This window comes from Rugamonas sp. FW305-51 (assembly GCF_058786935.1).
Window position 1 is genome coordinate 234,227 of record NZ_JBYSZG010000001.1, and the last position, 24,830, is coordinate 259,056.

19 protein-coding genes are annotated in these 24,830 nt (G+C 65.5%); 9 read left to right on the forward strand and 10 right to left on the reverse strand.

Annotation, left to right across the window (positions count from 1 at the left end; all coding sequences use genetic code 11):
* The first annotated feature begins 18 nt into the window (after positions 1–18).
* A complete protein-coding gene (locus AC3WOS_RS00985; RefSeq protein WP_492714007.1) occupies positions 19–2,049 on the forward strand; it encodes an oxidoreductase in 2,031 nt (676 codons plus the stop codon).
* Between the two features lie 106 nt (positions 2,050–2,155).
* Positions 2,156–3,331 (forward strand): acyl-CoA dehydrogenase family protein, encoded by a 1,176-nt coding sequence (locus AC3WOS_RS00990; protein ID WP_492713944.1) that lies wholly within the window; start codon positions 2,156–2,158, stop codon positions 3,329–3,331.
* Between the two features lie 144 nt (positions 3,332–3,475).
* On the opposite strand, the gene AC3WOS_RS00995 is transcribed toward AC3WOS_RS00990, so the two are convergent.
* Both AC3WOS_RS00995 and AC3WOS_RS01000 read right to left on the reverse strand, forming a co-directional pair.
* Positions 3,476–5,275 carry an acyl-CoA dehydrogenase gene (locus AC3WOS_RS00995; protein ID WP_492713945.1) on the reverse strand — a complete coding sequence of 600 codons (1,800 nt, stop codon included), beginning with the start codon at positions 5,273–5,275 and terminating at the stop codon, positions 3,476–3,478.
* Between the two features lie 123 nt (positions 5,276–5,398).
* Positions 5,399–6,385: a LysR substrate-binding domain-containing protein gene (locus tag AC3WOS_RS01000; protein ID WP_492713946.1), complete on the reverse strand. Its 987-nt coding sequence runs from the start codon at positions 6,383–6,385 to the stop codon at positions 5,399–5,401.
* A 127-nt stretch (positions 6,386–6,512) separates the two neighbouring features.
* Here AC3WOS_RS01000 and dctP point away from each other — a divergent pair, with 127 nt between their 5' ends.
* Genes dctP through AC3WOS_RS01030 form a run of 6 tightly spaced genes read left to right on the forward strand, consistent with a single transcriptional unit; the run spans position 6,513 to position 12,395 of the window.
* A complete protein-coding gene (gene dctP, locus AC3WOS_RS01005; protein ID WP_492713947.1) occupies positions 6,513–7,583 on the forward strand; it encodes a TRAP transporter substrate-binding protein DctP in 1,071 nt (356 codons plus the stop codon).
* Positions 7,580–8,149, forward strand: coding sequence for a TRAP transporter small permease (locus tag AC3WOS_RS01010; protein ID WP_492713948.1), 570 nt, complete (start codon positions 7,580–7,582; stop codon positions 8,147–8,149). The genes dctP and AC3WOS_RS01010 overlap by 4 nt, the downstream gene beginning before the upstream one ends.
* A complete protein-coding gene (locus AC3WOS_RS01015) occupies positions 8,146–9,501 on the forward strand; it encodes a TRAP transporter large permease (RefSeq protein WP_492713949.1) in 1,356 nt (451 codons plus the stop codon). The genes AC3WOS_RS01010 and AC3WOS_RS01015 overlap by 4 nt, the downstream gene beginning before the upstream one ends.
* Before the next feature lie 48 nt (positions 9,502–9,549).
* The gene (locus tag AC3WOS_RS01020) at positions 9,550–10,719 is read left to right on the forward strand and encodes a CaiB/BaiF CoA transferase family protein (RefSeq protein WP_492713950.1); all 1,170 of its coding nucleotides are present in this window, start codon (positions 9,550–9,552) and stop codon (positions 10,717–10,719) included.
* The gene (locus AC3WOS_RS01025) at positions 10,716–11,558 is read left to right on the forward strand and encodes an HTD2 family dehydratase (protein WP_492713951.1); all 843 of its coding nucleotides are present in this window, start codon (positions 10,716–10,718) and stop codon (positions 11,556–11,558) included. The genes AC3WOS_RS01020 and AC3WOS_RS01025 overlap by 4 nt, the downstream gene beginning before the upstream one ends.
* A 24-nt stretch (positions 11,559–11,582) precedes the next feature.
* A complete protein-coding gene (locus AC3WOS_RS01030) occupies positions 11,583–12,395 on the forward strand; it encodes an HpcH/HpaI aldolase/citrate lyase family protein (protein ID WP_492713952.1) in 813 nt (270 codons plus the stop codon).
* 97 nt (positions 12,396–12,492) lie between these two features.
* Here AC3WOS_RS01030 and AC3WOS_RS01035 read toward each other — a convergent pair whose 3' ends face one another.
* The 8 genes from AC3WOS_RS01035 to AC3WOS_RS01070 all read right to left on the reverse strand — a co-directional run bounded on the left by AC3WOS_RS01035 (position 12,493) and on the right by AC3WOS_RS01070 (position 22,813).
* Positions 12,493–14,424, reverse strand: a complete 1,932-nt coding sequence (locus AC3WOS_RS01035; RefSeq protein ID WP_492713953.1) for a putative bifunctional diguanylate cyclase/phosphodiesterase — start codon at positions 14,422–14,424, stop codon at positions 12,493–12,495.
* A gap of 121 nt (positions 14,425–14,545) precedes the next feature.
* Positions 14,546–15,463 carry an AraC family transcriptional regulator gene (locus tag AC3WOS_RS01040; protein ID WP_492713954.1) on the reverse strand — a complete coding sequence of 306 codons (918 nt, stop codon included), beginning with the start codon at positions 15,461–15,463 and terminating at the stop codon, positions 14,546–14,548.
* A 74-nt stretch (positions 15,464–15,537) separates the two neighbouring features.
* Positions 15,538–16,524, reverse strand: coding sequence for an XdhC family protein (locus AC3WOS_RS01045; protein ID WP_492713955.1), 987 nt, complete (start codon positions 16,522–16,524; stop codon positions 15,538–15,540).
* Positions 16,524–18,728 (reverse strand): xanthine dehydrogenase family protein molybdopterin-binding subunit, encoded by a 2,205-nt coding sequence (locus AC3WOS_RS01050; RefSeq protein ID WP_492713956.1) that lies wholly within the window; start codon positions 18,726–18,728, stop codon positions 16,524–16,526. The genes AC3WOS_RS01045 and AC3WOS_RS01050 overlap by 1 nt, the downstream gene beginning before the upstream one ends.
* A 14-nt stretch (positions 18,729–18,742) precedes the next feature.
* Positions 18,743–19,201, reverse strand: a complete 459-nt coding sequence (locus AC3WOS_RS01055) for a (2Fe-2S)-binding protein (protein WP_492713957.1) — start codon at positions 19,199–19,201, stop codon at positions 18,743–18,745.
* A gap of 292 nt (positions 19,202–19,493) precedes the next feature.
* On the reverse strand, positions 19,494–19,955 hold the full coding sequence (locus AC3WOS_RS01060; protein ID WP_492713958.1) for a cache domain-containing protein: 462 nt from the start codon (positions 19,953–19,955) through the stop codon (positions 19,494–19,496).
* Positions 19,952–21,559: a class I adenylate-forming enzyme family protein gene (locus AC3WOS_RS01065; protein ID WP_492713959.1), complete on the reverse strand. Its 1,608-nt coding sequence runs from the start codon at positions 21,557–21,559 to the stop codon at positions 19,952–19,954. The genes AC3WOS_RS01060 and AC3WOS_RS01065 overlap by 4 nt, the downstream gene beginning before the upstream one ends.
* Positions 21,560–21,751: 192 nt before the next feature.
* Positions 21,752–22,813, reverse strand: coding sequence for a helix-turn-helix domain-containing protein (locus AC3WOS_RS01070; RefSeq protein WP_492713960.1), 1,062 nt, complete (start codon positions 22,811–22,813; stop codon positions 21,752–21,754).
* A 161-nt stretch (positions 22,814–22,974) separates the two neighbouring features.
* On the opposite strand from AC3WOS_RS01070, the gene AC3WOS_RS01075 reads away from it, so the two are divergent.
* The gene (locus AC3WOS_RS01075; RefSeq protein WP_492713961.1) at positions 22,975–24,828 is read left to right on the forward strand and encodes a DUF1302 domain-containing protein; all 1,854 of its coding nucleotides are present in this window, start codon (positions 22,975–22,977) and stop codon (positions 24,826–24,828) included.
* Positions 24,829–24,830 lie beyond the last annotated feature (2 nt).

Below are 24,830 nucleotides of genomic sequence, written 5' to 3' on the forward strand. Positions count from 1 at the left end.
CCAGTGGACGATACCTATATGAAAAAGCCAGTCTCCTACCCCTTACTGTTTTCGCCACTCGACCTCGGCTTCACCCGGCTGAAAAATCGTGCCATCATGGGATCGATGCACACCGGCCTGGAGGAAGCGGAGCACGGTTTCACCCGTATGGCCGCCTACTACGCGGAACGGGCGCGGGGCGGCGTCGGCATGATCATTACAGGCGGTATTTCGCCTAACGCGGAGGGCGGCATGGCGGTGCACCACGACATGTCAGTCTCGCAGCACCGTATCGTCACCGACGCCGTGCACGCCGCCGCGCCCGACGTAAAAATCTGCATGCAGATCCTGCACATGGGATCGTTGGCCCACACGCCATCGTGTGTCGCGCCGTCGGCCATCCAATCGCGCATCGGCGCCTACCTGCCGCGCGAACTGGACCTGGCGGGAATCGACAAGCAATTGGACGATTTCGCCAGCTGCGCCGTGGCGGCGCAACAATCCGGTTACGACGGCGTCGAAATTATCGGCTCGGCGGGCTACCTGCTGTCGACCTTCCTGCTGGAGAGAACCAACCGGCGCACCGATCGCTGGGGCGGCAGTTTCGAAAACAGGATGCGCTTTCCGGTCGAAGTGGTGCGGCGCGTGCGCGCCGCGGTCGGCCCGGACTTTATTGTGATATTCCGCGTGCCGGCAATGGACATGCTGGAAGACGGCATGGCGCGCGAAGAAGTGGTGCTGCTGACCCAGGAAGTCGAGGCGGCGGGCGCGAACATCATCAGTACGCACTTCTGCTGGCACGAGGCATCCGTGCCCACCATCGCAACCATGGTGCCGCGCGCGGCATTTACCCAGGTAACCGGCAAGCTGCGGCAATCGCTGTCAGTGCCCGTGATCGCCAGTAACCGGATCAATATGCCGGACGTGGCCGAGTCCGTGCTCACGCGCGGCGATGCCGACCTGATTTCCATGGCCCGTCCCTTGCTGGCCGATCCCGAAATTATCCTCAAGGCACAACAGGGCCGGGAAGATGAAATCAACACCTGTATCGGCTGCAACCAGGCCTGCCTGGACCATGCATTCAACGGCGCGCAGCAAGTGAGCTGTCTGGTCAATCCCCGCGCCTGCTATGAAACGGAGCTGAACTACACGACCGCCAGCACGCCCAAGAGACTCGCCGTGATCGGCGCCGGGCCATCGGGACTGGCCTTCGCGACGATCGCCGCGCAGCGCGGCCACAACGTCACGTTGTTCGAAGCATCCGGCGAGATCGGCGGCCAGTTCAACCTGGCCAAGCGCATTCCGGGCAAGGAGGAATTCCATGAAACGCTGCGCTATTTCCGCAAGATGATACAAGTCCACGGGGTCGAGCTGCGCCTGAACACCACCGCCAGCGCCGACGTCATCGAGTCGCTGGGCTTCGATGAAGTGATCGTCGCCACCGGCATCGTGCCGCGCGTGCCGGAACTCGATGGCATCGACCATCCCAAGGCGGTGAGCTATATCGACGCCATCCTGGGCAAACGGCCGGTCGGCCAGCGCGTGGCGGTCATGGGGGCCGGCGGCATCGGCTTCGACGTGGCGGACATGATCTCCCACAGCGGCCCTTCCGCTGCGCTCGACGTGCAAGTGTTCGCCCGCGAATGGGGTATCGACTTCGAAGGCCATCCGCGTGGCGGCGTGGCAGGCGTGCAGCGCCAAGTGGCCGCCTCCGAACGCACGATCTACCTGATGCAACGCAAGGCAGAGAAAGTGGGCAGCACCCTGGGGCGCACGACAGGCTGGACGCACCGGCTCACACTGGCGCGCCGCGGCGTGCAGATGGTAAACGGCGTGGAATACCTGAAAATTGATGACGCAGGCTTGCACACCCGGGTTCATGGCGAACCCAGGCTGTTCGAGGTGGACACAGTCATCGTGTGTGCCGGTCAATTGCCGCGCCGCGGCCTGTATGAACAGTTGGACCGCCTCGGCGTCTGCGTGCACTTGATCGGCGGCGCATTCGAAGCGGGCGAGCTCGATGCGAAGCGGGCCATCTTCCAGGCCTCCAGGCTTGCCGCGGCGGTATAGCGACGTGCGGCAACGCGGTGCCGGCCGCCGCTAGCCAGTTGACACAAGACCGGCGGCCCGGCCGCCGGCTAGCATCGGAGCTACAACCTTCAACTGGAGCCGCACGATGAGCATTTTCGATGTAACCCCCTTGCCCCACTATTTCACTGCCGAGCACGCACAATTTCGCGATACGCTGCGCGCTTTCATCGCCAATGAAATCACGCCCTTCGTCCATGAGTGGGACGAAGCGGGCGCATTCCCCCGCGCGCTGTATGGCAAAGCCGCCGACATCGGGCTGTTAGGGCTGGGCTATCCGGAAGAATACGGCGGTACGCCGGTTGACGTGTTCTACAAGCTCATCGCGGCCGAGGAATTTGCCCGCAGCGGCTCTGGTGGCGTGCAGGCCTCGCTCAATTCCCACACGATAGGCATGCCGCCGGTGGTGGCCGCTGGCAGCCCGGCACTGAAGGAGCGTATCATTCCCGAGGTCATAGCCGGCCGCAAGATCATGGCCCTGGCTGTCACGGAACCGTCCGGCGGGTCGGACGTTGCCAGCCTGCGCACGACCGCGATCCGCGACGGCGACCACTACATCGTCAACGGCGAAAAGACTTTCATCACTTCCGGCATGCGGGCCGATTTCTTTACGGTCGCGGTGCGGACCGATCCTGACAACCGGGGGGCCGGCGGCATCTCCTCGCTGGTCATCGACGGCGATACCCCCGGCCTCACGCGCACCGAACTGAAGAAAATGGGCTGGTGGGCGTCGGACACCGCGCAGCTCCACTTCGACAATTGCCGCGTCCCGGTGGCAAACCTGCTGGGACAGGAAAACAAGGGCTTTTCCATCTTCATGGGGAACTTCAATTCCGAACGGCTGTACATGTCGGCCAGCGCCGTCGGTTTCGCGCAGGCCTGCCTGGACGAGGCACTGGCGTGGGCCCGCGAACGCAAGACCTTCGGCGCAGCGCTGGCCCAGCGCCAGGTGATCCGCCACAAACTGATGGAGATGATGATGCGGATCGACGCCGCGCGGGCGCTGGTGTATGACTTGGCCTACCGCATCGAACATCAAAGCGACGAGCCGGCCCACCTGGTGGCCCGCATCGCCCTGGCCAAGATAACGGCGACGCAGGCGCTGCAGTACTGCGCCGACCAGGCGGTGCAGATTTTGGGCGGCATGGGCTATATGCGCGGCACGCTCAGCGAGCGGGTTTACCGGGAAGTGAAAGTCATGATGATAGGCGGGGGTTCCGAGGAAGTCTTGAAAGACCTGGCCGCCAAGCAAATGGCGATCTGAGCGCTGAATTCAGCATCGCCAAATTCAACGCTATCGAGACCAGCCTGATGCATGACAGTCAAGTCAATGACGTCAGGCAGCGCTACGCCATCAACTTCCGTGGCAGCGCGCGCGACCCTCAGCCTGCGCCACACATTGGGCGCATCAGTACCATGCATCCTGCATGTCGTAAGGAATAGCATTGACCGCGGACAGAATGCGCCACGCCGTGTCAACTTGCGGCAATTCCCAATCGAAGTAATAGGCGGCAGCCTGCAGCTTGCCCTTGTAGAACAGCACATCGTCCTCGGCCGGCTGGCGCTCCAGTGCCCGCGCGGCCACCAGGCCTTGGCGCAGCCACAGCCATGCCACAGTCAATCGGCCGAACGCATCGAGATAAACGCTGGCATTGGCCAGCGCCATGTTCGGGTCCTTTTCCGCCAGCGCGGTCAGCGACTGCGACACTTCCATCAGCGCCGCGAGCTGTTGTTTCAAGGCCCGTGCGTGTTGCGCCAAGGGCAATACCGGTTCCGCTTCGCCCACGGTCTGCCGCACCAGCGCGGCCAGCTGCTGCAGTCCCGCGCCGCCGTCGGCGATAATCTTGCGCCCCAACAGGTCGATGCCGTGGATGGCTTCCGCGCCTTCGTGGATCGGATTGAGACGCTGGTCCCGGTACAATTGCTCGACCGGGTGCTCGCGGATGTAACCGGCACCGCCCAGCACCTGAATCGCGAGCGAGTTCGATTCGCAGCCATAACAGGCCGACCAGCTCTTCACCACCGGCGTCAATAAGCCCAGCAAGGCGGAGGCGACCTTGCGCTGCGGCTGCTCCGGATGGGTGTGCTCATCTTCGAACAGCGTGCTGGCATACAGGCACAAGGCCAGTGCGCCTTCCGCATAGGCTTTCTGGGCCAGCAGCATGCGGCGCACGTCCGCATGCGCCACCAGCGGCACCTGCGGTGAGCGGGGATCCTTGTTGGATGCGAGGCGGCCCTGTTGCCGCTCGCGCGCATAGTCCAGGGAGTACAGATAACCACGGCTAGCCAGCGCCGCCGCATTCATGCCGACGCCGATGCGCGCCTCGTTCATCATCTGGAACATACACGCCAGACCGTTGCCGATGCCGCCAATCAGATAGCCAACCGCCCCAGTCTTTTCGCCAAAACTCAGTACGGTTGAGCTGGTAATGCGCGACCCCATCTTGTGCAGCAGTCCGGCCAGCGCGACGTCATTGCGCTCGCCCGTTGCGCCGTCGTCGCCAGCCAGGAACTTCGGCACGATAAACAGGGAGATACCCTTGATGCCCGCGGGGGCATCCTTGGGCCGGGCCAGGACCATGTGGACGATGTTGTCGGTCAGGTCGTGTTCGCCGGCGGTGATGAACATCTTTTGGCCGAAAATGCGCCATGTCCCATCCTGCTGCTGTTCGGCGCGGGTCTTGATATCGGCCAGCGCCGATCCCTGCCCCGCTTCCGTCAGCGCCATGGTGCCGGCATAGCGGCCTTCCATCAACGGCGCCAGGTAGTTTGCCTTTTGCTCCGGCGTGCCAAACGCACGTATGAGGTTGATCACCCCGACCGTCAGGAACGGGTACCAGGCAGTCGGCCCGTTAGCGGCATGAAAATAGGCGGTCGCCGCGCGGAAGATCACCTCGGGCAACTGCAGTCCGCCCTCCTCCTCGTCGCAATGCGCGGCCAGAAAACCGGCATCGCTGATGACATCCCATGCGGCTTTGACTTCGGGAATCAGCTGCGCGGCGCCGCCCTCGAATACCGGCTCATGGGCGTCGCCTTTCTGATAATGCGGGGCGAGGTATTTCGCGGCAATCTGGCGCGCGGTGTCGAGGATCGCATCATATACTCCCAGTGATTGCTCCCGATATCGGGGGCGCTGCAAAAGCGCTTCCGTACCCAGCAGTTCATAGAGCAGAAAATGCAGATTACGTGTGCTGATAAACTTATTCATGTGGTGTTCAATCATTGATTTGCGCGCATTACGTGCGCTGCTTTCCCATTGGCACTGGGAGGGGATGCCTTGCCTTGCTCAGTAAGATAGTCGAGCCGGATATGCGCGTCTTGCGAAAACTTGCTAGTCACACACAGGCGGGACATCTCCAGGCGTATGAACAGTGCCGTCAGCCCGGTGGCACAGTCGCTCAACCAGCTGATCGCGGAAAAAATGCTTTGCGCGCGGCTCCCGCGGCAGGCACACATGGAGATTGCGCCGAGCCCAGGGCTCGCGTAGTTCCAGCACGGCTAACTGCTGCAGGTCAGCCGCTTCCAGCGCCGAGCGCGGGACGATGCCGATGCCGGCACCGGAGGTGACCAGGCGCGCAATGGCACGATACCCCGATACCTGGACCCGCACATCCAGCCGTCCACCAAGCGCGTCGGCGTGGTACATCAGGAAAGTGTGCAGTGCCGCGCCCGACTGCAGGCTAATAAACGGCACGCCCAAGCACTCGGCAAAACTCAGGCTGGCGCCCCATGTCGAGGCGAAGGACAGCGGCGCCAGCAACACCAGCTGGTCTTGCCGGTAGGGCAGGAACTCCAGCGCAGGATGTTCCCCTTCCAGTGCCACGACACCGATATCGGCGCGTCCGGCTGCCACCGCCGCGACGATATCGTGACTGGTGCGCTCCTCCAGCGTGATCCGGACACTGGGATAGGCCGCAAAAAAGCCGGCAAGGTCGTCCGGCAGGTAAGAGCTGATGGCGTTGTTGTTGGCGAAGCAGGTGATATGGCTGGCCAGGCCGTCCGCGAAGGGCAACAAATCAGCATGCATCTGTTCCAGTTGCGCCAGGCAACGGCGCGCGTGTTCGATCAGTACCTGGCCGGCCGGCGTTAGCGTCACGCCGCGCGCCTGCCGCGTCAGCAACGTGGTCCCCACCGCCTCCTCCAGGCCCTTGATGCGCAGACTGACCGACGATGGGGCCAGATGGCAGCGCTGCGCCCCCCGCGACAGATTACCCGCCTCGGCCACCGCCAGAAAAACGCGCAGATCGGTCAAATCGTAATGCATGTTGCCTTCGCCCCCAACGAATTGTTTAACACCGGCAGCGCCGTCATAACCCATTGTATGCCTTTGCCCCCGGCATGGAGCATTCGTTTTTGACAAACGCTCACTTCGCCAATGCCCGCTTTTTCGCCGCGCGGCGCCACCCCATACTGATCCCGGTCCATAGAATAACCAGGAGACAACCATGCACCATGCACCACTCGATCCAACCACCGCGGAACGCGCCGGCGCGGCGCGCGGCCGACAGCTGCGCCGCCTGACGCTGGCCGCCGCCACCGTCCTGGCGACACTGCTCGCAACGCCCGCGCTGGCCCAGCAAAAACTGAGCATCTCGCACCAATTTCCCAGCAGCACCGGCGAGAGCGGCGATTTTCGCGACCGCATGGCGCGCCGCTTCGCCAGCGAGGTGGAACGGCGCACGGGCGGCAAGCTCACTTTCGCCGTCTACCCCGGCTCGTCGCTGATGAAGGTCAATGCCCAGTTCTCCGCGCTGCGCAAGGGCGCGCTGGCCATGACCGTGCTGCCGCTGGCCTATGGCGGCGGCGAAGTGCCGGAGTTAAATATTGTCGCCATGCCCGGCGTCGTCACGTCCTACGAACAGGGCGCCCGCTGGAAAAGCGCGCCCATCGGACAAGCCCTCAGCAGCCTGCTGGCGGACAAGGGCATCGTCATTGTCAGCTGGGTCTGGCAATCGGGCGGCGCGGCCAGCCGCAGCGGCCCCTTCATCACGCCGGAACATGCCGCCGGCAAGAAGGTGCGCGGCGGCAGCCGTGAAATGGACCTGGTGGTCAAGGCCGCCGGCGGTTCGGCGCTCTCCTTGCCGTCGAGCGAAAGCTATGCCGCCATGCAGACCGGCGCCGTCGACGTGGTCACCACCACCGCAACCAGCCTCATGTCCTTTCGCATCGACGAAGTCAGCAAACACCTCAGTTTCAACCGCAACGGCCGCTCCTACTGGTTCCAGCTGGTGCCTGTCCTGATGTCGAAAACCGTGTACGACCAACTGAGCAAGGAGCAGCAAGCCATCGTGATGGCCGTGGGCGCCGAGGTGGAGCAGTTCGGCACCCAGGCGGCGATGGCGGACGACCGCCGCATCGTCGACGTATTCGCCCACAGCGGCGCCCAGGTGCATGAATTGAACGAAGCGGCGATCCAGCAATGGGTCGGCGTGGCCCGCGGCAGCGCGTGGCGCGACTATGCCGGCAAGTCGGACAATTGCGCCCGCCTGCTGAAACTGGCGGAGCAGGTGCGATGAACCGCACCGCCACCGCGCCGCCGGCCGCAGTGTGCCGGCCCCGCCGCCGCGCCGTGCTGGCCCCGCTGACGGCCGCACTGGACGGCGTCAACCGTCTCTTGCTTCAGCTCTGCATGGCGGCACTGCTGGCCGCTGCCCTGGTGCTGAGCTATGGCATGACGGCCCGCTACTTCCTCGCCATCTCCACCGAATGGCAGGACGAGGCCGCGGTCTTCCTGCTGGTGAGCGCGACCTTCCTATCCTGCGCCTGGGTGCAGAAACAGCGCGGCCACATCGGCATCGAAGCGCTCGCCGACCTGCTCGGGCCGGCCGCCAACCATGTCCGCCTGTTACTGGCCGATGGCGCCAGCGCGCTGTTCTGCGCTTTCTTCGCCTGGAAGTCCTGGACCTTGTTCCATGAGGCGTGGAGCAACGGCCAGACCACCACGTCGTCGTGGGGACCGCCGCTGTCGATACCCTATGCCGCGATGGCCGTCGGCATGACCCTGCTGGCCCTGCAACTGCTGCTGCAACTGGCCACCGGCCTGTCGGCCGCGCCACCGACCGCCGCACGGAGCGAACAATGACTACCCTGACCATCGGCACGCTGTTTGGCGTCGCCACATTGTTGATGATGTTCTCCGGCATGCCGATCGCCTTCGCGCTCGGCGCTGTCGCCACCTTGTTCATGCTGCTCTTCATGCCCGCCTCCGCGCTCGACATGGTGACCCAGAACGTCTACGAGGAAATGGCCAGCATCACCTTGCTGTCGATTCCCCTGTTCATCCTGAAGGGAGCATCGATCGGCAAATCCGGCGCCGGCAAGGACTTGTACCAGGTGCTGCACGCCTGGCTGCACCGCATCCCCGGCGGCATGGGCATCGCCAATGTGCTCGCCTGCGCCTTGTTCGCCGCCATGTCCGGCTCCAGCCCGGCCACCTGCTCGGCCATCGGCGCGGCCGGCATTCCGGAAATGCGCCGGCGCGGCTATTCGCCCGGCTTCGCCGCGGGCTTGATCGCCGCCGGCGGCACGCTGGGCATCCTGCTGCCGCCTTCGATCGTCATGATCCTCTACGCGGTGGCCGCCGAACAATCGCTGGGACGCCTGTTCCTGGCCGGCATCGGCCCGGGCCTGCTGCTCGTCGCGCTATTTTCCGTCTATGCCGGCTGGCGCTATCGTCAGGAATACCGGGCGGCGCTGGGGCACCAGCTCGCCGGCGGCGCCCCTTCGCCGCTGCTCGAGCGCGAACACTTCACCCTGCGCCGCAAAGTGGCCCTGCTGCCGCGCGTGCTGCCCTTCCTGTTGCTGCTGATCGGGGTGATGGTCGCACTGTACGGCGGCTACGCGACGCCGTCCGAGACGGCGGGCCTGGGCGCCGTGCTGGCGCTGCTGCTGGTGGCGCTGGTCTATTCGATGCGGCGCTGGTCCGATCTGCGCCCCATCCTGGCCGGCACGCTGAAGGAATCGACCATGCTCATGCTGATCATCGGCATGTCGCTGCTCTATTCCTACGTCATGAGCTCGCTGCACATCAGCCAGTCGGCGGCCCAGGCCGTCGTCGCTTTGCACCTGTCCAAATGGCTGCTGCTGGCCCTGATCCTGGTGCTGGTGGTGCTGTTGGGCTTTTTCCTGCCGCCGGTCTCCATCATCCTGATGACCGCCCCCATCATTCTGCCGCCGCTGCGCGCCGCCGGTTTCGACCTGGTCTGGTTTGGCGTGGTGATGACCATCGTTATGGAAATGGGGCTGATTCATCCACCCGTCGGCCTGAACATCTTCGTCATCAAGAATATCGCCCCCGACATTACCTTAGCCCAGATCATCGGGGGCGTACTGCCCTTCGTTGCCCTGATGCTGGCGGCCGTGCTGCTGCTTTGCCTGCTACCGGGCATCGCCACGCTACTGCCCAACGCCGTCATGGGACTGCCAGGCGCCTGACAGGCACCAGATATTCCCCTCTCCCACTATCGACTCCAGGAGTACACCATGCAGCAATCCACCTCCCTGCCGGCGGCCGCGCCGCTGGCAGGCATCGTCGTCGTCTCGATCGAGCAGGCGCTGGCCGCGCCACTATGCACCAGCCGCCTGGCCGACATGGGCGCACGCGTCATCAAAATAGAACGGGCCGAGGGCGACTTTGCCCGCGGCTATGACGACGCCGCCAATGGCGCATCATCGTATTTTGTCTGGACCAATCACGGCAAGGAATCGCTGGTGCTCGACATCAAGCAGGCCGACGATGCGGCCCTGCTCGAGCGCCTGCTCGCCGGCGCCGACGTCTTCGTGCAAAACCTGGCGCCGGGCGCCATCGCCCGGGCCGGATTCGACAGCGCGGCCCTGCGGGCCCGCCATCCGCGCCTGATCACGTGCGACATCAGTGGTTACGGCAGCGAAGGCGCGGCCAGCACACTGAAGGCCTACGACTTGCTCGTGCAATGCGAGAGCGGACTGGCCGGCCTGACCGGCGGGCCGGAAGCTTGCGGCCGCGTCGGCGTGTCGATCTGCGATATCGGCGCCGGCCTGAACGCCGTGATCGGCGTGCTGTCGGCCCTGGCCGCGCGCGAACGCAGCGGACAAGGCGCCGGTATCGCCGTGTCCCTGTTCGACGGCGCCGCCGACTGGATGACCATCCCTTACCTGCACCAGGTCTACGGCGCCGGCGCCCCCACCCGCCAGGGCCTGCAGCACCCGTCTATCGCGCCCTATGGCGCGTTCACCTGTGCCGATGGGCGCGACATCGTCATCAGCATCCAGAACGAGCGTGAATGGCGCCAGTTCTGTGACATCTTCCTGCGCCAGCCGGCACTGAGCGGCGACCCGCGCTATGCTTCCAACACGGCGCGGGTACGCCACCGCGCAGCGCTCAACCAGTTGATCGGCGCTGCCTTCGCGACGCTGACGGTTGAACAGGCGCAGACGCGCCTGGAGGCGGCCAACACTGCCTACGGCCGGGTAAGCTCGGTGGCCGACCTGGCGCGCCACCCGGCGCTGCGGACCTGGCCGATGCAAGTGGCCGGCCGCGAACTGCGCATGATTGCCCCGCCGGTTCGCACCCCCTGGGACCGCCAGCGTTTCGAACCGGCGCCGGACATAGGCCAGCACTCGGCCGCGTTGCGCGCCGAATTTGCCATCCACACGGACAAGGAGGCCGCATGAACAGCATCGATCTGACCAATCTGCAGGATTGGATAGGCAATACCGAGACCAGCAACGACGTCCTGGCGGCGCGCCACGGACGGCTGCTGGCTGCCACCCTGGACCGTCCGCCAGAGCGCTGCGTCGACGGCATGCCCTTGCCGCCACTGTGGCACTGGTGCTACTTCCTCGACGCCCTGCCGGAATCGCAGTTGGGGCGCGACGGCCATCCGGCGCGTGGCGGCTTCCTGCCGCCGGTGCCGCTGCCAAATCGCATGTGGGCCGGCGGCACGCTGGAATTCCACGCGCCGCTGCCATTCGGCGCCGCCGTCGAGCGGCGCTCGTGCGTGGCCAGCGTCGAGCACAAGCGGGGCCGCAGCGGCGACCTGGTGTTTGTCACGGTGCGGCACCAGATCTTCCATCAGGGGCAACTGGCGTTGACCGAGCATCACGATATCGTCTACAAGGAGGCGGCCGCACGCGGCAATGCCGGCGGCGATGGCCCCACCATGCCGACGGCCAGCCACTGCCGGGACTTCCGGCCCAGCTCGACGACGCTGTTTCGCTATTCGGCGCTGACCTTCAATGGCCACCGCATCCACTACGACGCCGACTACTGCCGCACCGTCGAAGGCTACGACAATCTGGTGATCCACGGACCACTGACGGCCACCATGCTGGCCGGCTTCGCCGAAGAGCTTGGCGGCCGCCCGCTCAAGGCATTCCGCTATCGGGGCCTGCGCCCGGCCACGCTCGGCGCCAGCCTGACACTGAACGCCGCGCGGCACGAAGATGGCTTGCAGCTGTGGAGCGCGCTGCCCGACGGTACACCATCGATGCTGGCCTATGCCAGTTTCTGAACCCGCCCCAGCAAGGAGCAAGCCATGAACATGCAACATAGCCGGTCGTTCCTGTTCGTTCCGGGCGACCGGCCGCAGCGTTACGCCAAGGCGGTGGCCAGCGGCGCCGACGCCGTCATCATCGATCTGGAAGACGCGGTCGCCCCCGCGGCCAAGGAAAGCGCGCGCGCGGCCTGCCGCGATTTCCTGGCAGGCGGTGGCCGCGCCTGCATCCGTATCAACAGCCTCGAGACGCAATGGGGCCAGTCCGATCTGGCCCTGTGCATGCTGGAAGGGGTGGCTGGCATCGTGCTGCCCAAGGCCGAGACGGCGCAGCAGCTGGCCAGGCTGCGCGACCACACGCGGCCCGGCGTCGCGCTGTTGCCGCTGATCGAAACGGCGGCCGGCCTTGCCGCCGCCGGCACGATCTGCGCCGCGCCCGGGGTACAGCGTCTGATGTTTGGCAGCGTCGACTTCTGCCTCGACCTCGGCCTCGATGAAGACCGCGACGTACTGGCGCCTTATCGCGCCATGCTGGTGTTGGCGGCGCGCAGCGCCGGGCTGCCCGGGCCGGTCGATGGCGTCACGCTCGCGATCGACGATCAGGCCGCGCTGCGCCTGGCCACCGGACAGGCGCGCCAAGCCGGATTCAGCGGCAAGCTGTGCATTCATCCGTCCCAGGTGGCGGGCGTCAACGCCGGTTTTCTCCCTTCGGCCGCGCAACTGGACTGGGCAAACGCCGTGCTGGCGCGCGCGGCGTGCAGCGAAGGGGCTTTCGCGTTCGAAGGAAAAATGGTCGACGCGCCGGTGCTGGCCCGCGCGCGCCAGTTGCTTGAGCAGCACAATTGTTGGCCCTGATCAGCGTCAGCGGGCGCGGTGACGCCGCCCGCATTCGAACCGGCCCCGCGCGCATTCCCGTTCGGCGCGGGCCTCCGTGGGCACTGCCTGTCACCGTCTAGGCGGCAGCATGGGTCCATTCGGTTTCCCATGCCCTGAATTGCTCTGCCGGCATGGGCATACTGATGAGATAGCCTTGCGCGACGTCGCACCCGAGCGTGGCCAGACGCGCCCAGATGGCCTGGCTTTCCACGCCTTCGGCCACGACATCCCGACCAAGATTGTGGCCCAATTCAATCATCGAGTGGACGATCATGGCCGAATCGCCGCTTTCTATCATGGGCCGAACGAACGACTGGTCAATCTTGATCGCATCGACCGGAAACTTTTGCAAATAGCTGAACCCGGAATAACCGGTGCCGAAGTCGTCGATGAACAGCTTGACGCCCATGTCCCGCAAGCGGACCAGCGTTTCCAGCGCGCCCGCCGGGTCGCTCATCAAGGCGCTTTCGGTCAGTTCGAACTGGATCATTTCCGGTGCTATGCCCCAAGTGGAAAACAGACCTCGGATACGGTCGACCAGCCCGGGATCGTAAAGATCGTGCGCAGACAAATTGACGGCCAGGGGCCAGTCCCGCCCAGCCTCATGCCACGTGTAGCATTGTCTGAATGCGGCGTCCAGCATCCAATTGGTGAGTGGCGTAATGGTGCCCGCTTGCTCGGCAAGCTGGATGAACTCGGCGGTCGGGAGCATGCCATGCTGCGGGTGCTCCCAGCGCACCAACGCTTCGGCGCCGCGCACCAGGCGCGATGCGATGTCGACTTTGGGCTGGCAGTAGAGGCGCAGCTCGTTGTCGCCGATCGCCCGATGCATATCACCCATCAATGTCAGGCGCCGCGTGTATTCCTGTTCGTGGCCACCGGCGTAGAGGGCATAGCCGCCGCGCGCGGGCTTGGCCAGGCGCGTCGCGGTGTTCGCGCACCGGATAAGGGCGTCTGCGTCAGTCGCATGGCCGGGAAAGAGCGCAATACCGATCCCGACACTGGCGTCGAGCATGAGATTGGCGACATCGACCGGCATCCGTAGTGCAAACGCCAACCGCTGCGCCACCTGAATCGCATAATCCGCACTGCCATTCGGCAGCAGAACGGCAAACTCGGCGTCTCCAACGCGTGCCAGCCTATCGTTTTGCTGGATCGCTCCGGCCAGGCGCTTGCCCAGTTTCTGCAACAGCTCATCACCGGCGCGATAACCGAGCACTTTATTGATTTCGTGAAAATTGCCAACTTGCAAGTGCAGCAGGGCCAGCGAGCGGCGCTGCTGTTTTGCGTCTTGAATCATTTCTCGCAAGTACTCCAGCAACAACGTGCGATTGGGTAAGTCGGTTAGCGTATCGTAATACGCCATGCGCGCAATCGTCGCTTCGGCCGCGCGATGCTTGAGGCGCGCGCGCAGGTTGGCGATGCCGAACGCCAGGTCGTCGGCCAGTTCGTTGAGCAATTTGACTTCCGGCTCATCGAAGGCGTCCGGTTCCGCGGCGACCATGGCCAAGGCACCAAATACTTCGCCGTCCATGCGCAAAGGAAAGGCGGAAGCCGAGGCAAAACCATTCTGGACCGCGGTTTCGCGCAACTGCGCATACGCCGCTCCCGCATAGACGGGATCGGTGAGCAGATGCCGCCCCACCGACGGTTGCCCCGTGCGGATCGCAGTCCCGCTGGCGGAACTTCCCTGCTCTGTGTCGGCCCAAGTAAAATTCAGCAAATCAAGATATTCGATGTCGATGCCAAAGGAACTGACCCAGTGAACGCTCTTGCGCTCATCGTGTTGCGCGTAGCCCACACAAGCAAAGCAGTAGCCTCCTGTTTCGACGATGACCTGACACATGTCGTGTAACAGTTCGAATTCGTCCGTTGCACGCAGCAAAGTCCGATTGCCGGCGCTCAGCGTCTGGAGGGCGCGCAGGACGCGCGCGAGTTCGGTTGCCATCCGCTCATGCGCCGCTGAGCATCGAACATTGTCGATCGGTTCGTCGGGAAGATTGTCCATCACGATCACCTGAGCGCACTGAATAGCTTCATTATAGGTAATGCCTGACGTGCATGGCATCGCATCATGCCGGCCGTTGCAAATCCACCCTCTGCCGCATAAGCCGCCCGCCAATCAGTGTTCAGGCAACCATCGTCCTCCGGTAATTGTTGATATCGCGCAATGGTGGCGCGCCGAACAGGCGGTTGTATTCGCGGTTGAATTGCGACGGGCTCTCGTAGCCCACCTGGAACGCCGCCGTGGCCGCCTCGACCCGTTCCTCCAGCATCATGCGCCGCGCCTCCTGCAGGCGCAGCTGTTTCTGGAACTGCAGCGGACTGACGGCCGTCATGGTGCGGAAATGATGATAGAAGGTCGACGGACTCATACACACCTGGGCCGCAAGGTCATCGATCGACACGGGCGAGCGGAAGTGCACTTTCAGCCAGTTGATGGCCTGTGCGATCTGGTGCGCCTGGCTGCCGGCGGTCGCCATCTGGCGCAGCCGTTCGCCCTGTTCGCCGATCAGCAGGCGATAGTAGATTTCGCGCTGGATCAGCGGCGCCACGACCGGGATGTCCTGTTCGTCGGCCAGCAGATCGACCAGCCGCTGGAAAGCCGACAGCAGCGGCTGGTTCACTTCCCCGGTGGCCATGCCGCGGCTGGACGGCTGGCGCCGCGGCGGTGGCAGCCGGCCGTCGAGAATCAGCTGCGACATCTCCCGTTGATCCAGGTCCAGGGCCAAGCCCAGGAAGGGCTGGTCCGCGCTCGCTTCCAGGATATGCACCATGCCCGGCAAGTCCAGCGATGAGATCAGATAATTGTTGGCGTCGTAGACGTAGCTTTCCTGGCCCAGCGAGACGCATTTGCGCCCCTGCGCGACCACGCAAACGCAGGGCTCGTACATATAGCTCTGCGGTATGGTCGGCGCGTCCTGCCGGAACAGCCGCAGGCCCGGAATGGCGGTGGCGGCGGGGCCGTTCCCGGCAACCATGGCGGCAATGCTGCGCCCCAGGGTCGCCAGCGCCTGGCGCCCCCCGCTATCTTCATCAATCCCCACTGTGTCCTCCCTCAACTGATGCTCAACATCGTCAGCATAGCGCCAAATGCGCCGCACCGGCCTGCCGCCGCGGATCAGGCCGGCACGGCGGCAGCCAGCGCCGGCACACGCGGCAAGCCCATGCCATTCTTGACAGCCGTCATCTCGGCCAGGATGGCGACGGCGATCTCGGGCGGCGTGCGGCTGCCGATGGCCAGTCCCACCGGGCCGTGCAGGCGCGCCAGCTCTATCGCGGACAGGCCAAAGTGTTCCGCCAGCCGTTCCCGCCGCCCGGCGTTGTTGACGCGGGAACCGAGCGCGCCGACGTAGAACGCGGGCGACCTCAGCGCCTCCAGCAGCGCCATGTCGTCGAGCTTGGGGTCGTGGGTGAGCGCCACCACGGCGCTGCGGGCGTCCAGCCCCATGGATAGCACCGTATCGTCCGGCATGCCGGTGACGAGCTCGGTACCCGGCACGTTCCAGCCCAGGCCATATTCGTCGCGCGGATCGCAAACGGTGATTGCGTAGCCCAGCGCCTGGGCCATCGGCGCCAGGTAACGCGAGATCTGGCCGGCGCCTATGATCAGCAAGCGCCGCTGCGGCCCATGCACCGTGCACAGGCGGCTGCCGTTCCATTGCGCGCCGTCGGCCGGGGCGGCCTCGCCCAGCGTGACACTGCCCTGCCCCAGGTCGACGCAGCGCCGCACCAATTGCCGCTGCGCAAGCCGCGCCGCCAGCTGCGCCAGCAACGCGGCGTCCGGCGCCGGTTCCACCACCAGCGCCAGCGTGCCACCGCACGGCAGGCCGTAACGGTTCGCTTCTTCCCGGGTCACGCCATAGCGCAGTTCGAACGGCCCGGCGGCGTCGAGCCGGCGCGCGCGCATGCGGACGATCAGGTCGTCCTCGATGCAACCGCCGGACACCGAACCCTCCACCAGCCCGTCGTCGCGCAGCGCCATCCATGCCCCGGGCTGGCGCGGCGCCGAACCCCAGGTCCGGGCCACCGTCACCAGCACAAAACGGTGGCCCTCGGCGGCCCAGCGCAGGGCCGCTGTCAGCACTTGCAGGTCGGTGCTGTCCATCAGGCCTTGAGCTCGTCGGTGTTGAGCGGCAGCTTGCGCACCCGCTTGCCGGTCGCCGCGGCGATCGCATTGGCCAGCGCCGGCGCCAGCGGCGGCACGCCAGGCTCGCCGATGCCGGTCGGCTTGGCGGCCGACGGCACGATGTGGACTTCGACCTTGGGCATCTCATGGATGCGGATAGGCGCGTAGTCGTGGAAATTCGACTGTTCGACCACGCCGTCCTTGAGCGTAATGGCGCCGTGCAGCGCCGCCGACAGCGCGTAGCCGATAGCGCCTTCGACCTGGGCCCGCACGTTGTCGGGATTGACGGCCATGCCGCAATCGACGGCGCACACCACCCGGTCCAGCCGCACGCCGCCGGCCGCGTCCACCGTCACTTCGGCCACCTGGGCCACCACACTGTTGAAGGCTTCGTGCACGGCCACACCGCGTCCGCGCCGCCCGCCCTTGCCCGCCGCCAGCGGCCGGTCCCAGCCCGCCTGCCCGGCCGCCAGCTTGAGCACGGCCGCATGGCGCGGATGGCCGTCCAGCAGCGCCAGCCGGAAGGCCACCGGATCCTGGTCCACGGCCGTTGCCACCTCATCGATGAAGGTCTCGGTCGAGAAGGCGGTGTGGGACGAACCGACCGAGCGCCACCAGTGCGGCACCACGCCGATGTCGGTCGGCGTGTGCAGGTCGACCAGCTGGTTGGGAATGGCGTAGGGCAGGTTCGCCGCGCCTTCCACCGACACCGGATCGATACCGTCCTTGACCATGCCGGCGAACGGCGATCCGGCCAGGATGGATTGCCCCACCAGCCGATGACGCCAGCCAGTCAGGCGGTTCTGCCCGTCGATGGCGGCCTCCAGCACGTGATGGAAGGCCGGCCGGTAATAGCCGCCCCGCATGTCATCCTCGCGCAGCCACACCAGCTTGACCGGCGCGCGGCCGTTGATGGCCTGGGCGATGCTGACCGCTTCCAGCAGATAGTCCGAATCCTTGCTGCCGCGCCGGCCGAAACTGCCGCCCGCGTACAGCATGTGGATGGTCACCTGTTCCGGTTGCAGGCCCAGCTGGCGGGCGATGTTGAACTGGTCCACCGTGTGCATCTGTTCGCCGTTCCAGATTTCGCAGCGGCCGGGCGCCAGGCGCACGACGCAGTTCATCGGTTCCATGGCGGCATGGGCCAGGTAAGGGAAGTCGTAGGCGGCGCGCAGCACGCGCGCGGGCGCCGCGAAGGCGGCATCGGGATCGCCATCCTTGCGGGCCACGGCGCCAGGCGTCTTGGCCAGTTCGTGGAAGCGCTCAAATATCTGCTCGCTGCCCAGTTTGAAGGCATCCGATTCGTCCCACTCGATCTGCAGCGCGTCGCGGCCCTGCTTGGCACTCCAGGTGTCCTTGGCCAGTACCGCGACGCCATTCGGAATCCGCACCACGTCGATCACGCCCTTGTGCGCTTTGGCCTTGCTGGCGTCGAACGACTTGACCTTGGCGCCGAAGCGCGGCGGGTGCGCCACCACGGCCGTCAGCATGCCGGGCAGGTGCACATCCTGGGTAAATTGCGCCTTGCCGTTGGTCTTGTCGGCCATGTCCTTGCGCGGCGCCCGCTTGCCGATCAGCTTGAACTCCGCAGGATCCTTGAGCTTGACATTGGCCGGCACCGCCTGCAGTGCCGCTGCCGCCGCCAGCTGGCCGAAACTGGCCTTGCGCTGCGAGCGCGCATGCGCCACCACGCCCTCGCTCACGGTGATGTCGCCTGCGTCCACCTGCCACTGGGCGGCCGCGGCCGCCGTCAGCATGGCGCGCGCCGAGGCCCCGGCCTGGCGCAACTGGTCCCAGGAATTGGCGATGGCCGTGCTGCCGCCCGTTCCCTGCGTCGGGCCCCAGAACAGGTTGTTGTAGCGTTTGGCGTCGGCCGGCGCGCCCTCGACGCGCACTTGCGACCAAGCGGCGTCGAGTTCCTCCGCCACGATGGTGGCCAGGCCGGTGTACGTACCCTGCCCCATCTCGATGTGCTTGGAAATCACGGTCACCGTGTTGTCGGCGCCAATGCGCAGGAAAGCGTTCGGTTCAAACGGCGACAAGGCGCTGCCCTGCTCGCCGGCGCCTGGCGCCGCGGTGCTGGCGCCAAGCGCGGCGGGCAGATACACGGCCAGCGTCAGTCCTGCCGTCCCACGCAGGAAGCGGCGACGGCTTTCATTTTCGATGCGGATCATATTTGTCATGGCAGTGTTCCCGGTCAGGCCAGCGACTGCGCCGCTTCGTGGATGGCGGCGCGGATGCGTACATAGGTGGCGCAGCGGCACAGGTTGCCGTCCATGGCGCCGTCGATGTCGGCGTCGGTGGGCTTGCGATTGTGCGCCAGCAGCGCCGTCGCGCTCATGATCTGGCCGGACTGGCAGTAGCCGCACTGGGCGACGTCCAGTTTGCGCCAGGCTTCCTGTACCGCTTTGCCGACGCGGCCCTGGTCGACGGCTTCGATGGTGACGATTTTCTTGCCGGCCGCGGCCGACAGCGGCGTGCTGCACGAACGCACGGGCCGGCCATCGAGATGCACGGTGCAGGCGCCGCACAGGCCCATGCCGCAGCCATATTTGGTGCCGGTCAGTTGCAGCGTGTCGCGCAGCACCCACAGCAGCGGGGTGTCGGCGTCGGCATCGACCCGGGTGGTCTTGCCATTGATGGTGAGTGTGGCCATTGGTGAACTCCAGGAAGAAGAATCAGCGGAGAGCTATTCTGGCGCCACCGGCGTCCGCAGCGGTAACCCGATCGTCCCGCTTTCTTGCCCGATTCTCCGGCTGACGCGACTGACAGCTGGAATCCGTCCCGTTGCGCCGGCGAACCCGGCCTGCCTTGCGCGCTTTCCCGACGACGCAGAGACAGTCAAGGTGCATGTGCGCGACCGAATGGACCACATTGCGGCGCGCGTATCGCGCGCCGGCATCCAATCCGATCATGGCATTGGCCGCGACCGGGCTGTCGGCCCGGCCTTATTTGTACACACCGCAGCCGACAGCCACGTCACCCATGATTTCCAGATAGGTGGTCTTGGACTCCATCAGATTGGTGCTGGGGCTGGGCCACATATAGTCGGTCCAGCTCTTGCCGCTTGCCTTGGCCGTGTCCAGCGCCACCTTGACGAAGTACTTGCCGTTCGCATCCTTGATCTGGGCCACATCCTTGCCGACCATGCGCGCATTGCCGGAGCTGGCTAGCATGTGGCCGCCGAGGTCGATGACAAAGATGTACAAATCGCGGTCCTTGAAGGTACTGTTGGGCTGATTGATATCGGCGAACGCCTTCTCCTTGCCCACCGCCTTGATATGGGCGATGCCCTGCTTCACCAGCGCCACGGCCTGCTCCGGCGTACCCTGGCCGGAGGCGGACGCCGGTGCCTGCCAGACCAGCGCGGCCGCGGCCAGCGCGCCGCATAAGAGATTAATTGCTTTCATTTCCCACTCCTGTTGAAGTTGACCGCGCCGGCGAGCGACTCGCCGCGTAAGGTCGATTTTTGGATTTTCCCCGCCGGCGTCATCGGCAACTGCTGCCGGAACACCACTTGCCGGGGAATCTTGTAGTCGGCCAGGCGCGCCCGGCAATACTCGACCAGCTCCTGCTCCATGACGCTCGCGCCTTCCTTCGGCACCACGTAATAGCGTCCCACCTGCCCCAGCACGGGATCGGGCACGCCGACCCCGGCCACCAGCATCACCGCCGGATGGGAGGCGAGCACGCCCTCGACTTCGACCGGATAGACGTTGAAGCCCCCCTGGATATACATGTCCTTGTCGCGCCCCATCAGGAATACGAAGCCGCGCTGGTCGATGCAGGCCAGGTCGCCGCTGTGCAGCCAGCCATCGCCGTCAAATGCCTGCTGGCTGTCTTGCCCGCCCGCATAGCCGGGGATCACGCCCAGCCCCTTGAACCATAATTCGCCCACGCCCCCCTGCGGCACTGGCTGGCCGTCGGCGCCCACCACGCGCACCTGCGCGCCCGGCAGCGGCTGGCCGATGGAGCGCAGCAGATCGTCCTGGCCGCACTGCCACGGCGTCATCACGATGGCGCCGGAGGTCTCGGTCATGCCGTACAAATTCATCAGGCGCGCGCCCGGCATCACCTGCTGCAAGCGTTCCAGGATCGCGCCGTCCACATTGGCGCCGCCCATGAACACCAGGCGCACGCTGGAAAAGTCGGCCTCGGCCACGCTGGGATGGCGCAGCAGCAGCGTCAGCATGGTCGGCACGCCGCTGATGACGGTCGGCGGGCGCCGCGCCGCCATCTCCAGCACGATCTCCGCCTTGAACACGGGCACCAGCTCGCAGGTGGCGCCGGCCAGCAGGAAGGTCAGGATGCCGCACGTGATGCCGCCCACGTGATTGAGCGGATTGGCCAGCTGTATCAGATCGTCCGGCACGGCCCGGATATGCCTGGCCTGGGCCGAGGCGGTGGCCAGCATGCTGCGGTGCGTGAGGCCGGCTGCCTTGGGCTTGCCGGTGGTGCCGGAGGTGTAAATGATCATCATCAGGTCGTCCGGCCCGGCCGCCGACCCGGTCACGGACGCGGGCGCGGCGCCGCCGCCGAGCCCGGCGAACGGCGCCAGCGCGTGGCCGGCCCGCGGCGCCAGGAAGATCACCTGGCGCAAATCGGGCAGGCGGCCCTCGGCCTCGGCCGCGGAGAAATAGTGGCGGTAGTCGTAGCCCGCATACTCGGGCAGTGCGACCACCATATTCGCCCGGCTGTCGCTCAGCATGTAATCGAGCTCGGTATCGCGGTAGCGCACGCTCATGCCGACGATGACGGCGCCCAGTCTGGCCGCGGCGAAGAACACCAGCAGCCACTCGATCTGGTTGGGCACGATGACGGCGATGCGGTCGCCCCGCACGATGCCGGCCGCCGCCAGGCGCGCCGCCAGCGCATCGGCGCTGTCCGCCATACTGCGGAATGAATACTGCTGTCCATCGTCGATATAGGCACGGCGGTAACCGTGCGTGGCCGCCGCCGCGGTCAGCGCGGCAGCAATCGTCGGGGGGGAACCAGTCAACAATTGTTTTTCCATCTTGGTCTCCGTTTCTTATGTGTTTTTAATGTAGTCCCCGCCAGCGCAGGGAGCCCGCCGGAATGACCGCCGTCAGCCCATCGGGCTGCGGCGGCCAGCGCTTATCGCTGGGCGCAACGCATTCTTGCGCGACTCGATTCCCCAGTCTTGCGCCAACCTGCTGCATGGCCGGCCGCGGACGCCAAGGCAAGCTCACATGGCAAGCGCCGGTTGCTGCCGATGGCGCCATTCGCTGGGGCTCATGCCGAAACGCTGGCGAAAGACGCGGCTGAAATGCGACATATCGGCGAAGCCGCATTCGAGCGCGACCTCGGTGACGCTGCGATTGCGCCAGGCCTGGTTCTCGAACATCGCCACCGCGGCCACCAGCCGGGTCGACAGCATGAAAGCAGCCGGCGTGTTGCCCGCGTCGAGAAACATGGTGTACAGGCTGCGCCGCGAGATGCCGTAGATATTGGCGATCTTGTCGGGCGACAGATCCGGGTCGGCCAGGTTGTCGCGCATGAATTGCTGGATCGCCCGCAAGCGGTCCGGCCTGGCCGGCGGCGGCGCCGGCGCGGCGCTGCCCTGCCTGAGCCCGCAATCGAGCAACGCGATGATGGTGTCCTGTAGCGTCTCTGCGCTGCGCCGGTCCAGCGACACGTCCTCTTTCAACAGGCTACCCAGCGTCGCCAGCGCCACCGAGGCGGGGCCCGCCACGGCCAGCGGCTGCCCACGCCGGCGCTGCAGCGCCGGCATCAGGCCGCCACATTGCGAATTGTGCAACATCAGTGCCAGAAACGTGCCCGTCTCGTCCACGTCAATCTCGTGTTCCAAGCCCGTTTCATAAATGGTCCATTGCTGGGGCAACACCATGTACTCCCTGCCCTCGTAACGCATGCGGCAGCGCCCCTGTATCGGCCACAGCACCTTGAGATGGCTGGCCGATGCTTGCCGCACCGCGCTTTTTACCCGCCGCAAGCGGTGCGGCGTCACGGTCATCTGTGCCACCACGCACTGATGGAAGCGCGCGAGGCGGCCCTTGGCGTAAAAGCCGGCCCGGCCGCCGGGCGCCTGCATCTCCAGCGGTACGAACTGGTCCGCAATGGCATGCTGCCACGATGCGATATCGGCGAACTGATACTTCTGGAGCGGGGCATTCATGGACAGTCCCCCGGCCCGGCGGGGCAAATGGTTGGCATCGGCTGGTCTCCTGTATTTTGCTGGTTTTTGTGCGCCATTGTTGCCGTTCCGCCGGGTCCATGCTTGTGTCAACCGGCTATCGCGCCAACGGGCCGCTGTCCGTGCACGATTCGTCAACCGGCTGCACGTTTGGCCATGCGGCCGGCCCCCCTCCTCCCTACACTCGGATGCAGCCTTTCCTGACCGGGAATGGGCCGTTTATAACAAGCAGGGAAAAAATGGAGGAGTACTAGATGAGCCAGGTTTCAACAACGCCAGGTGGCACCGCGACGGACCGGCCCGCCCTGGCGGGAACGACGATGTTCCTTGCCATTGCCGCCATGCTCGGCGGCAGCTGCATTGCCATCCCGGCGGTCGCGGGCGAATTTCAGCTGGACAGCGGTGCCGAGGGAAAATGGACCTTGAACGCGTCGGTCGGCATCGGCCGCCGCGTGGGCAGTCCCGACAGCGCCCTGATTTCCACCGCGAACGGCGGCCGCGGCGGCAGTTCCAACGACGACGGCGAGCTCAATTACGACAAGGGCTCGGTCTTCACCAGCATCATGCGCCTGAACGGTGAAGTGATGATCAAACAGGACCAGTTCGGCGCCCTGATCGGCGCCAAGAGCTGGTATGACTACACGGGCAAGCACCGCGGCGTCGCCCATGGCAATTTCGGCAACGCTTATGTGGCCGGCCGCACGCTGGACGATAGCGGTTTCGACCGCCTGACGAAGTTTTCCGGCGTCGAACTGGGTAACGCCTACGTGTTCGCCAACGTCGACGTGATGGGCCACCTGCCCCTCAACATCAAGCTCGGCAACCAGGTAGTGAACTGGGGCGAGAGCCTGTTCATTCCCGGCATTAACCAGTTCGGCGCCTTCGACGTGACGGCCGCCAACCGGCCCGGCGCCCAGGTGAAGGACATCCTGCTGCCCATCCCGCAAATCGCGGCCAATATCGGCCTGGCCGAGGGCCTGAGCCTGGACGCCTTCTATCAGTTCCGCTGGCGCAAAACCGTGCTGGACGGCTGCGGCACCTACTGGTCGCTGTCGGACCTGCTCAACTGTCCCGCCGGCTCCCTGGTCGGCGGCGACAGCCTGGGCCTGAACGACCGCAGCCAGTTCGCCGGCGTGCCGCTGGTGCCGGGCGCGCCCGACATCAATTTCGCCATGCATCGCGCGCCCGACAAGGTGCCGCGCAACAGCGGCCAGTTCGGCCTGGCGCTGCACTATTTCGCCAACGCGCTGGACACCGACCTGGGCGCCTATTTCGTCAACTACCACCAGCGTACGCCCATCGTCTCGCCGCTCAGGACGGCCTCGCCGGACAACTCCGCCTGGGGCACCATCCTGTCGCCCATGCAATACCTGTTCGACTATTCCGGCGAGAACATCAAGGTGGCCGGCGCCAGCGCGTCGACCGTGCTCAAGGGCTGGACGGTCTCGGGCGAAATCAGCCACAGCCGCGACATCCCGGTGCAGATCAATGCCGTCGACCTGGTGCTGGGGACAGGCTTCGGCCTCGGCCCGCAAGGCGCGGCGGCGGGCGCCCCGGCGGGCAGCTACATCCGCGGCTATGACCTGAAAAACCGCACCCAGGTCCAGCTGTCGACCATCAGGATCGTGCCGCAAGTGATGGCGGCCGAATCGCTGACCCTGATCGCCGAGGCCGCCTACCAGCGCTGGTCGGACATGGGCGATGCCAGCACCGGCACCCGCTACGGCCGCAACTTCGTGTACAACATGGGCCAGACGGCGACCATCCCCTGCGCCGCCACCGGCAATCCCAACCCCGGCTACTGCGAAGACCAGGGCTATTTCACCCGCAGCGCCTGGGGCTACCGCGTGCTGGCCGAACTGAGCTATCCGAACGTCTACGCGGGCGTCAATCTCAAGCCGCGCCTGTTCTGGTCGCATGACGTCAAGGGCTACTCGGCCGACGCCACCTTCAACGAGGACCGCCGCATCCTGGCCCTGGGCCTGCGCGCCGAATACAACAGCCGCTACTACGCCGACCTCAGCTTTACGCGCTTCAACCACAACGCCAAATACGACGTGCTGCACGACCGCGATTTCGTGTCCGTGGTGGCCGGTATCAATTTCTAAAA

Coding starts and splice junctions, on each gene's coding strand:
- AC3WOS_RS00985 (WP_492714007.1), top strand. CDS start 19: ATGAAAAAGCCAGTCTCCTACCCCTTACTGTTTTCGCCACTCGACCTC.
- AC3WOS_RS00990 (WP_492713944.1), top strand. CDS start 2,156: ATGAGCATTTTCGATGTAACCCCCTTGCCCCACTATTTCACTGCCGAG.
- AC3WOS_RS00995 (WP_492713945.1), bottom strand. CDS start 5,275: ATGAATAAGTTTATCAGCACACGTAATCTGCATTTTCTGCTCTATGAA.
- AC3WOS_RS01000 (WP_492713946.1), bottom strand. CDS start 6,385: ATGGGTTATGACGGCGCTGCCGGTGTTAAACAATTCGTTGGGGGCGAA.
- dctP (WP_492713947.1), top strand. CDS start 6,513: ATGCACCATGCACCACTCGATCCAACCACCGCGGAACGCGCCGGCGCG.
- AC3WOS_RS01010 (WP_492713948.1), top strand. CDS start 7,580: ATGAACCGCACCGCCACCGCGCCGCCGGCCGCAGTGTGCCGGCCCCGC.
- AC3WOS_RS01015 (WP_492713949.1), top strand. CDS start 8,146: ATGACTACCCTGACCATCGGCACGCTGTTTGGCGTCGCCACATTGTTG.
- AC3WOS_RS01020 (WP_492713950.1), top strand. CDS start 9,550: ATGCAGCAATCCACCTCCCTGCCGGCGGCCGCGCCGCTGGCAGGCATC.
- AC3WOS_RS01025 (WP_492713951.1), top strand. CDS start 10,716: ATGAACAGCATCGATCTGACCAATCTGCAGGATTGGATAGGCAATACC.
- AC3WOS_RS01030 (WP_492713952.1), top strand. CDS start 11,583: ATGAACATGCAACATAGCCGGTCGTTCCTGTTCGTTCCGGGCGACCGG.
- AC3WOS_RS01035 (WP_492713953.1), bottom strand. CDS start 14,424: ATGGACAATCTTCCCGACGAACCGATCGACAATGTTCGATGCTCAGCG.
- AC3WOS_RS01045 (WP_492713955.1), bottom strand. CDS start 16,524: ATGGACAGCACCGACCTGCAAGTGCTGACAGCGGCCCTGCGCTGGGCC.
- AC3WOS_RS01050 (WP_492713956.1), bottom strand. CDS start 18,728: ATGACAAATATGATCCGCATCGAAAATGAAAGCCGTCGCCGCTTCCTG.
- AC3WOS_RS01055 (WP_492713957.1), bottom strand. CDS start 19,201: ATGGCCACACTCACCATCAATGGCAAGACCACCCGGGTCGATGCCGAC.
- AC3WOS_RS01060 (WP_492713958.1), bottom strand. CDS start 19,955: ATGAAAGCAATTAATCTCTTATGCGGCGCGCTGGCCGCGGCCGCGCTG.
- AC3WOS_RS01065 (WP_492713959.1), bottom strand. CDS start 21,559: ATGGAAAAACAATTGTTGACTGGTTCCCCCCCGACGATTGCTGCCGCG.
- AC3WOS_RS01075 (WP_492713961.1), top strand. CDS start 22,975: ATGAGCCAGGTTTCAACAACGCCAGGTGGCACCGCGACGGACCGGCCC.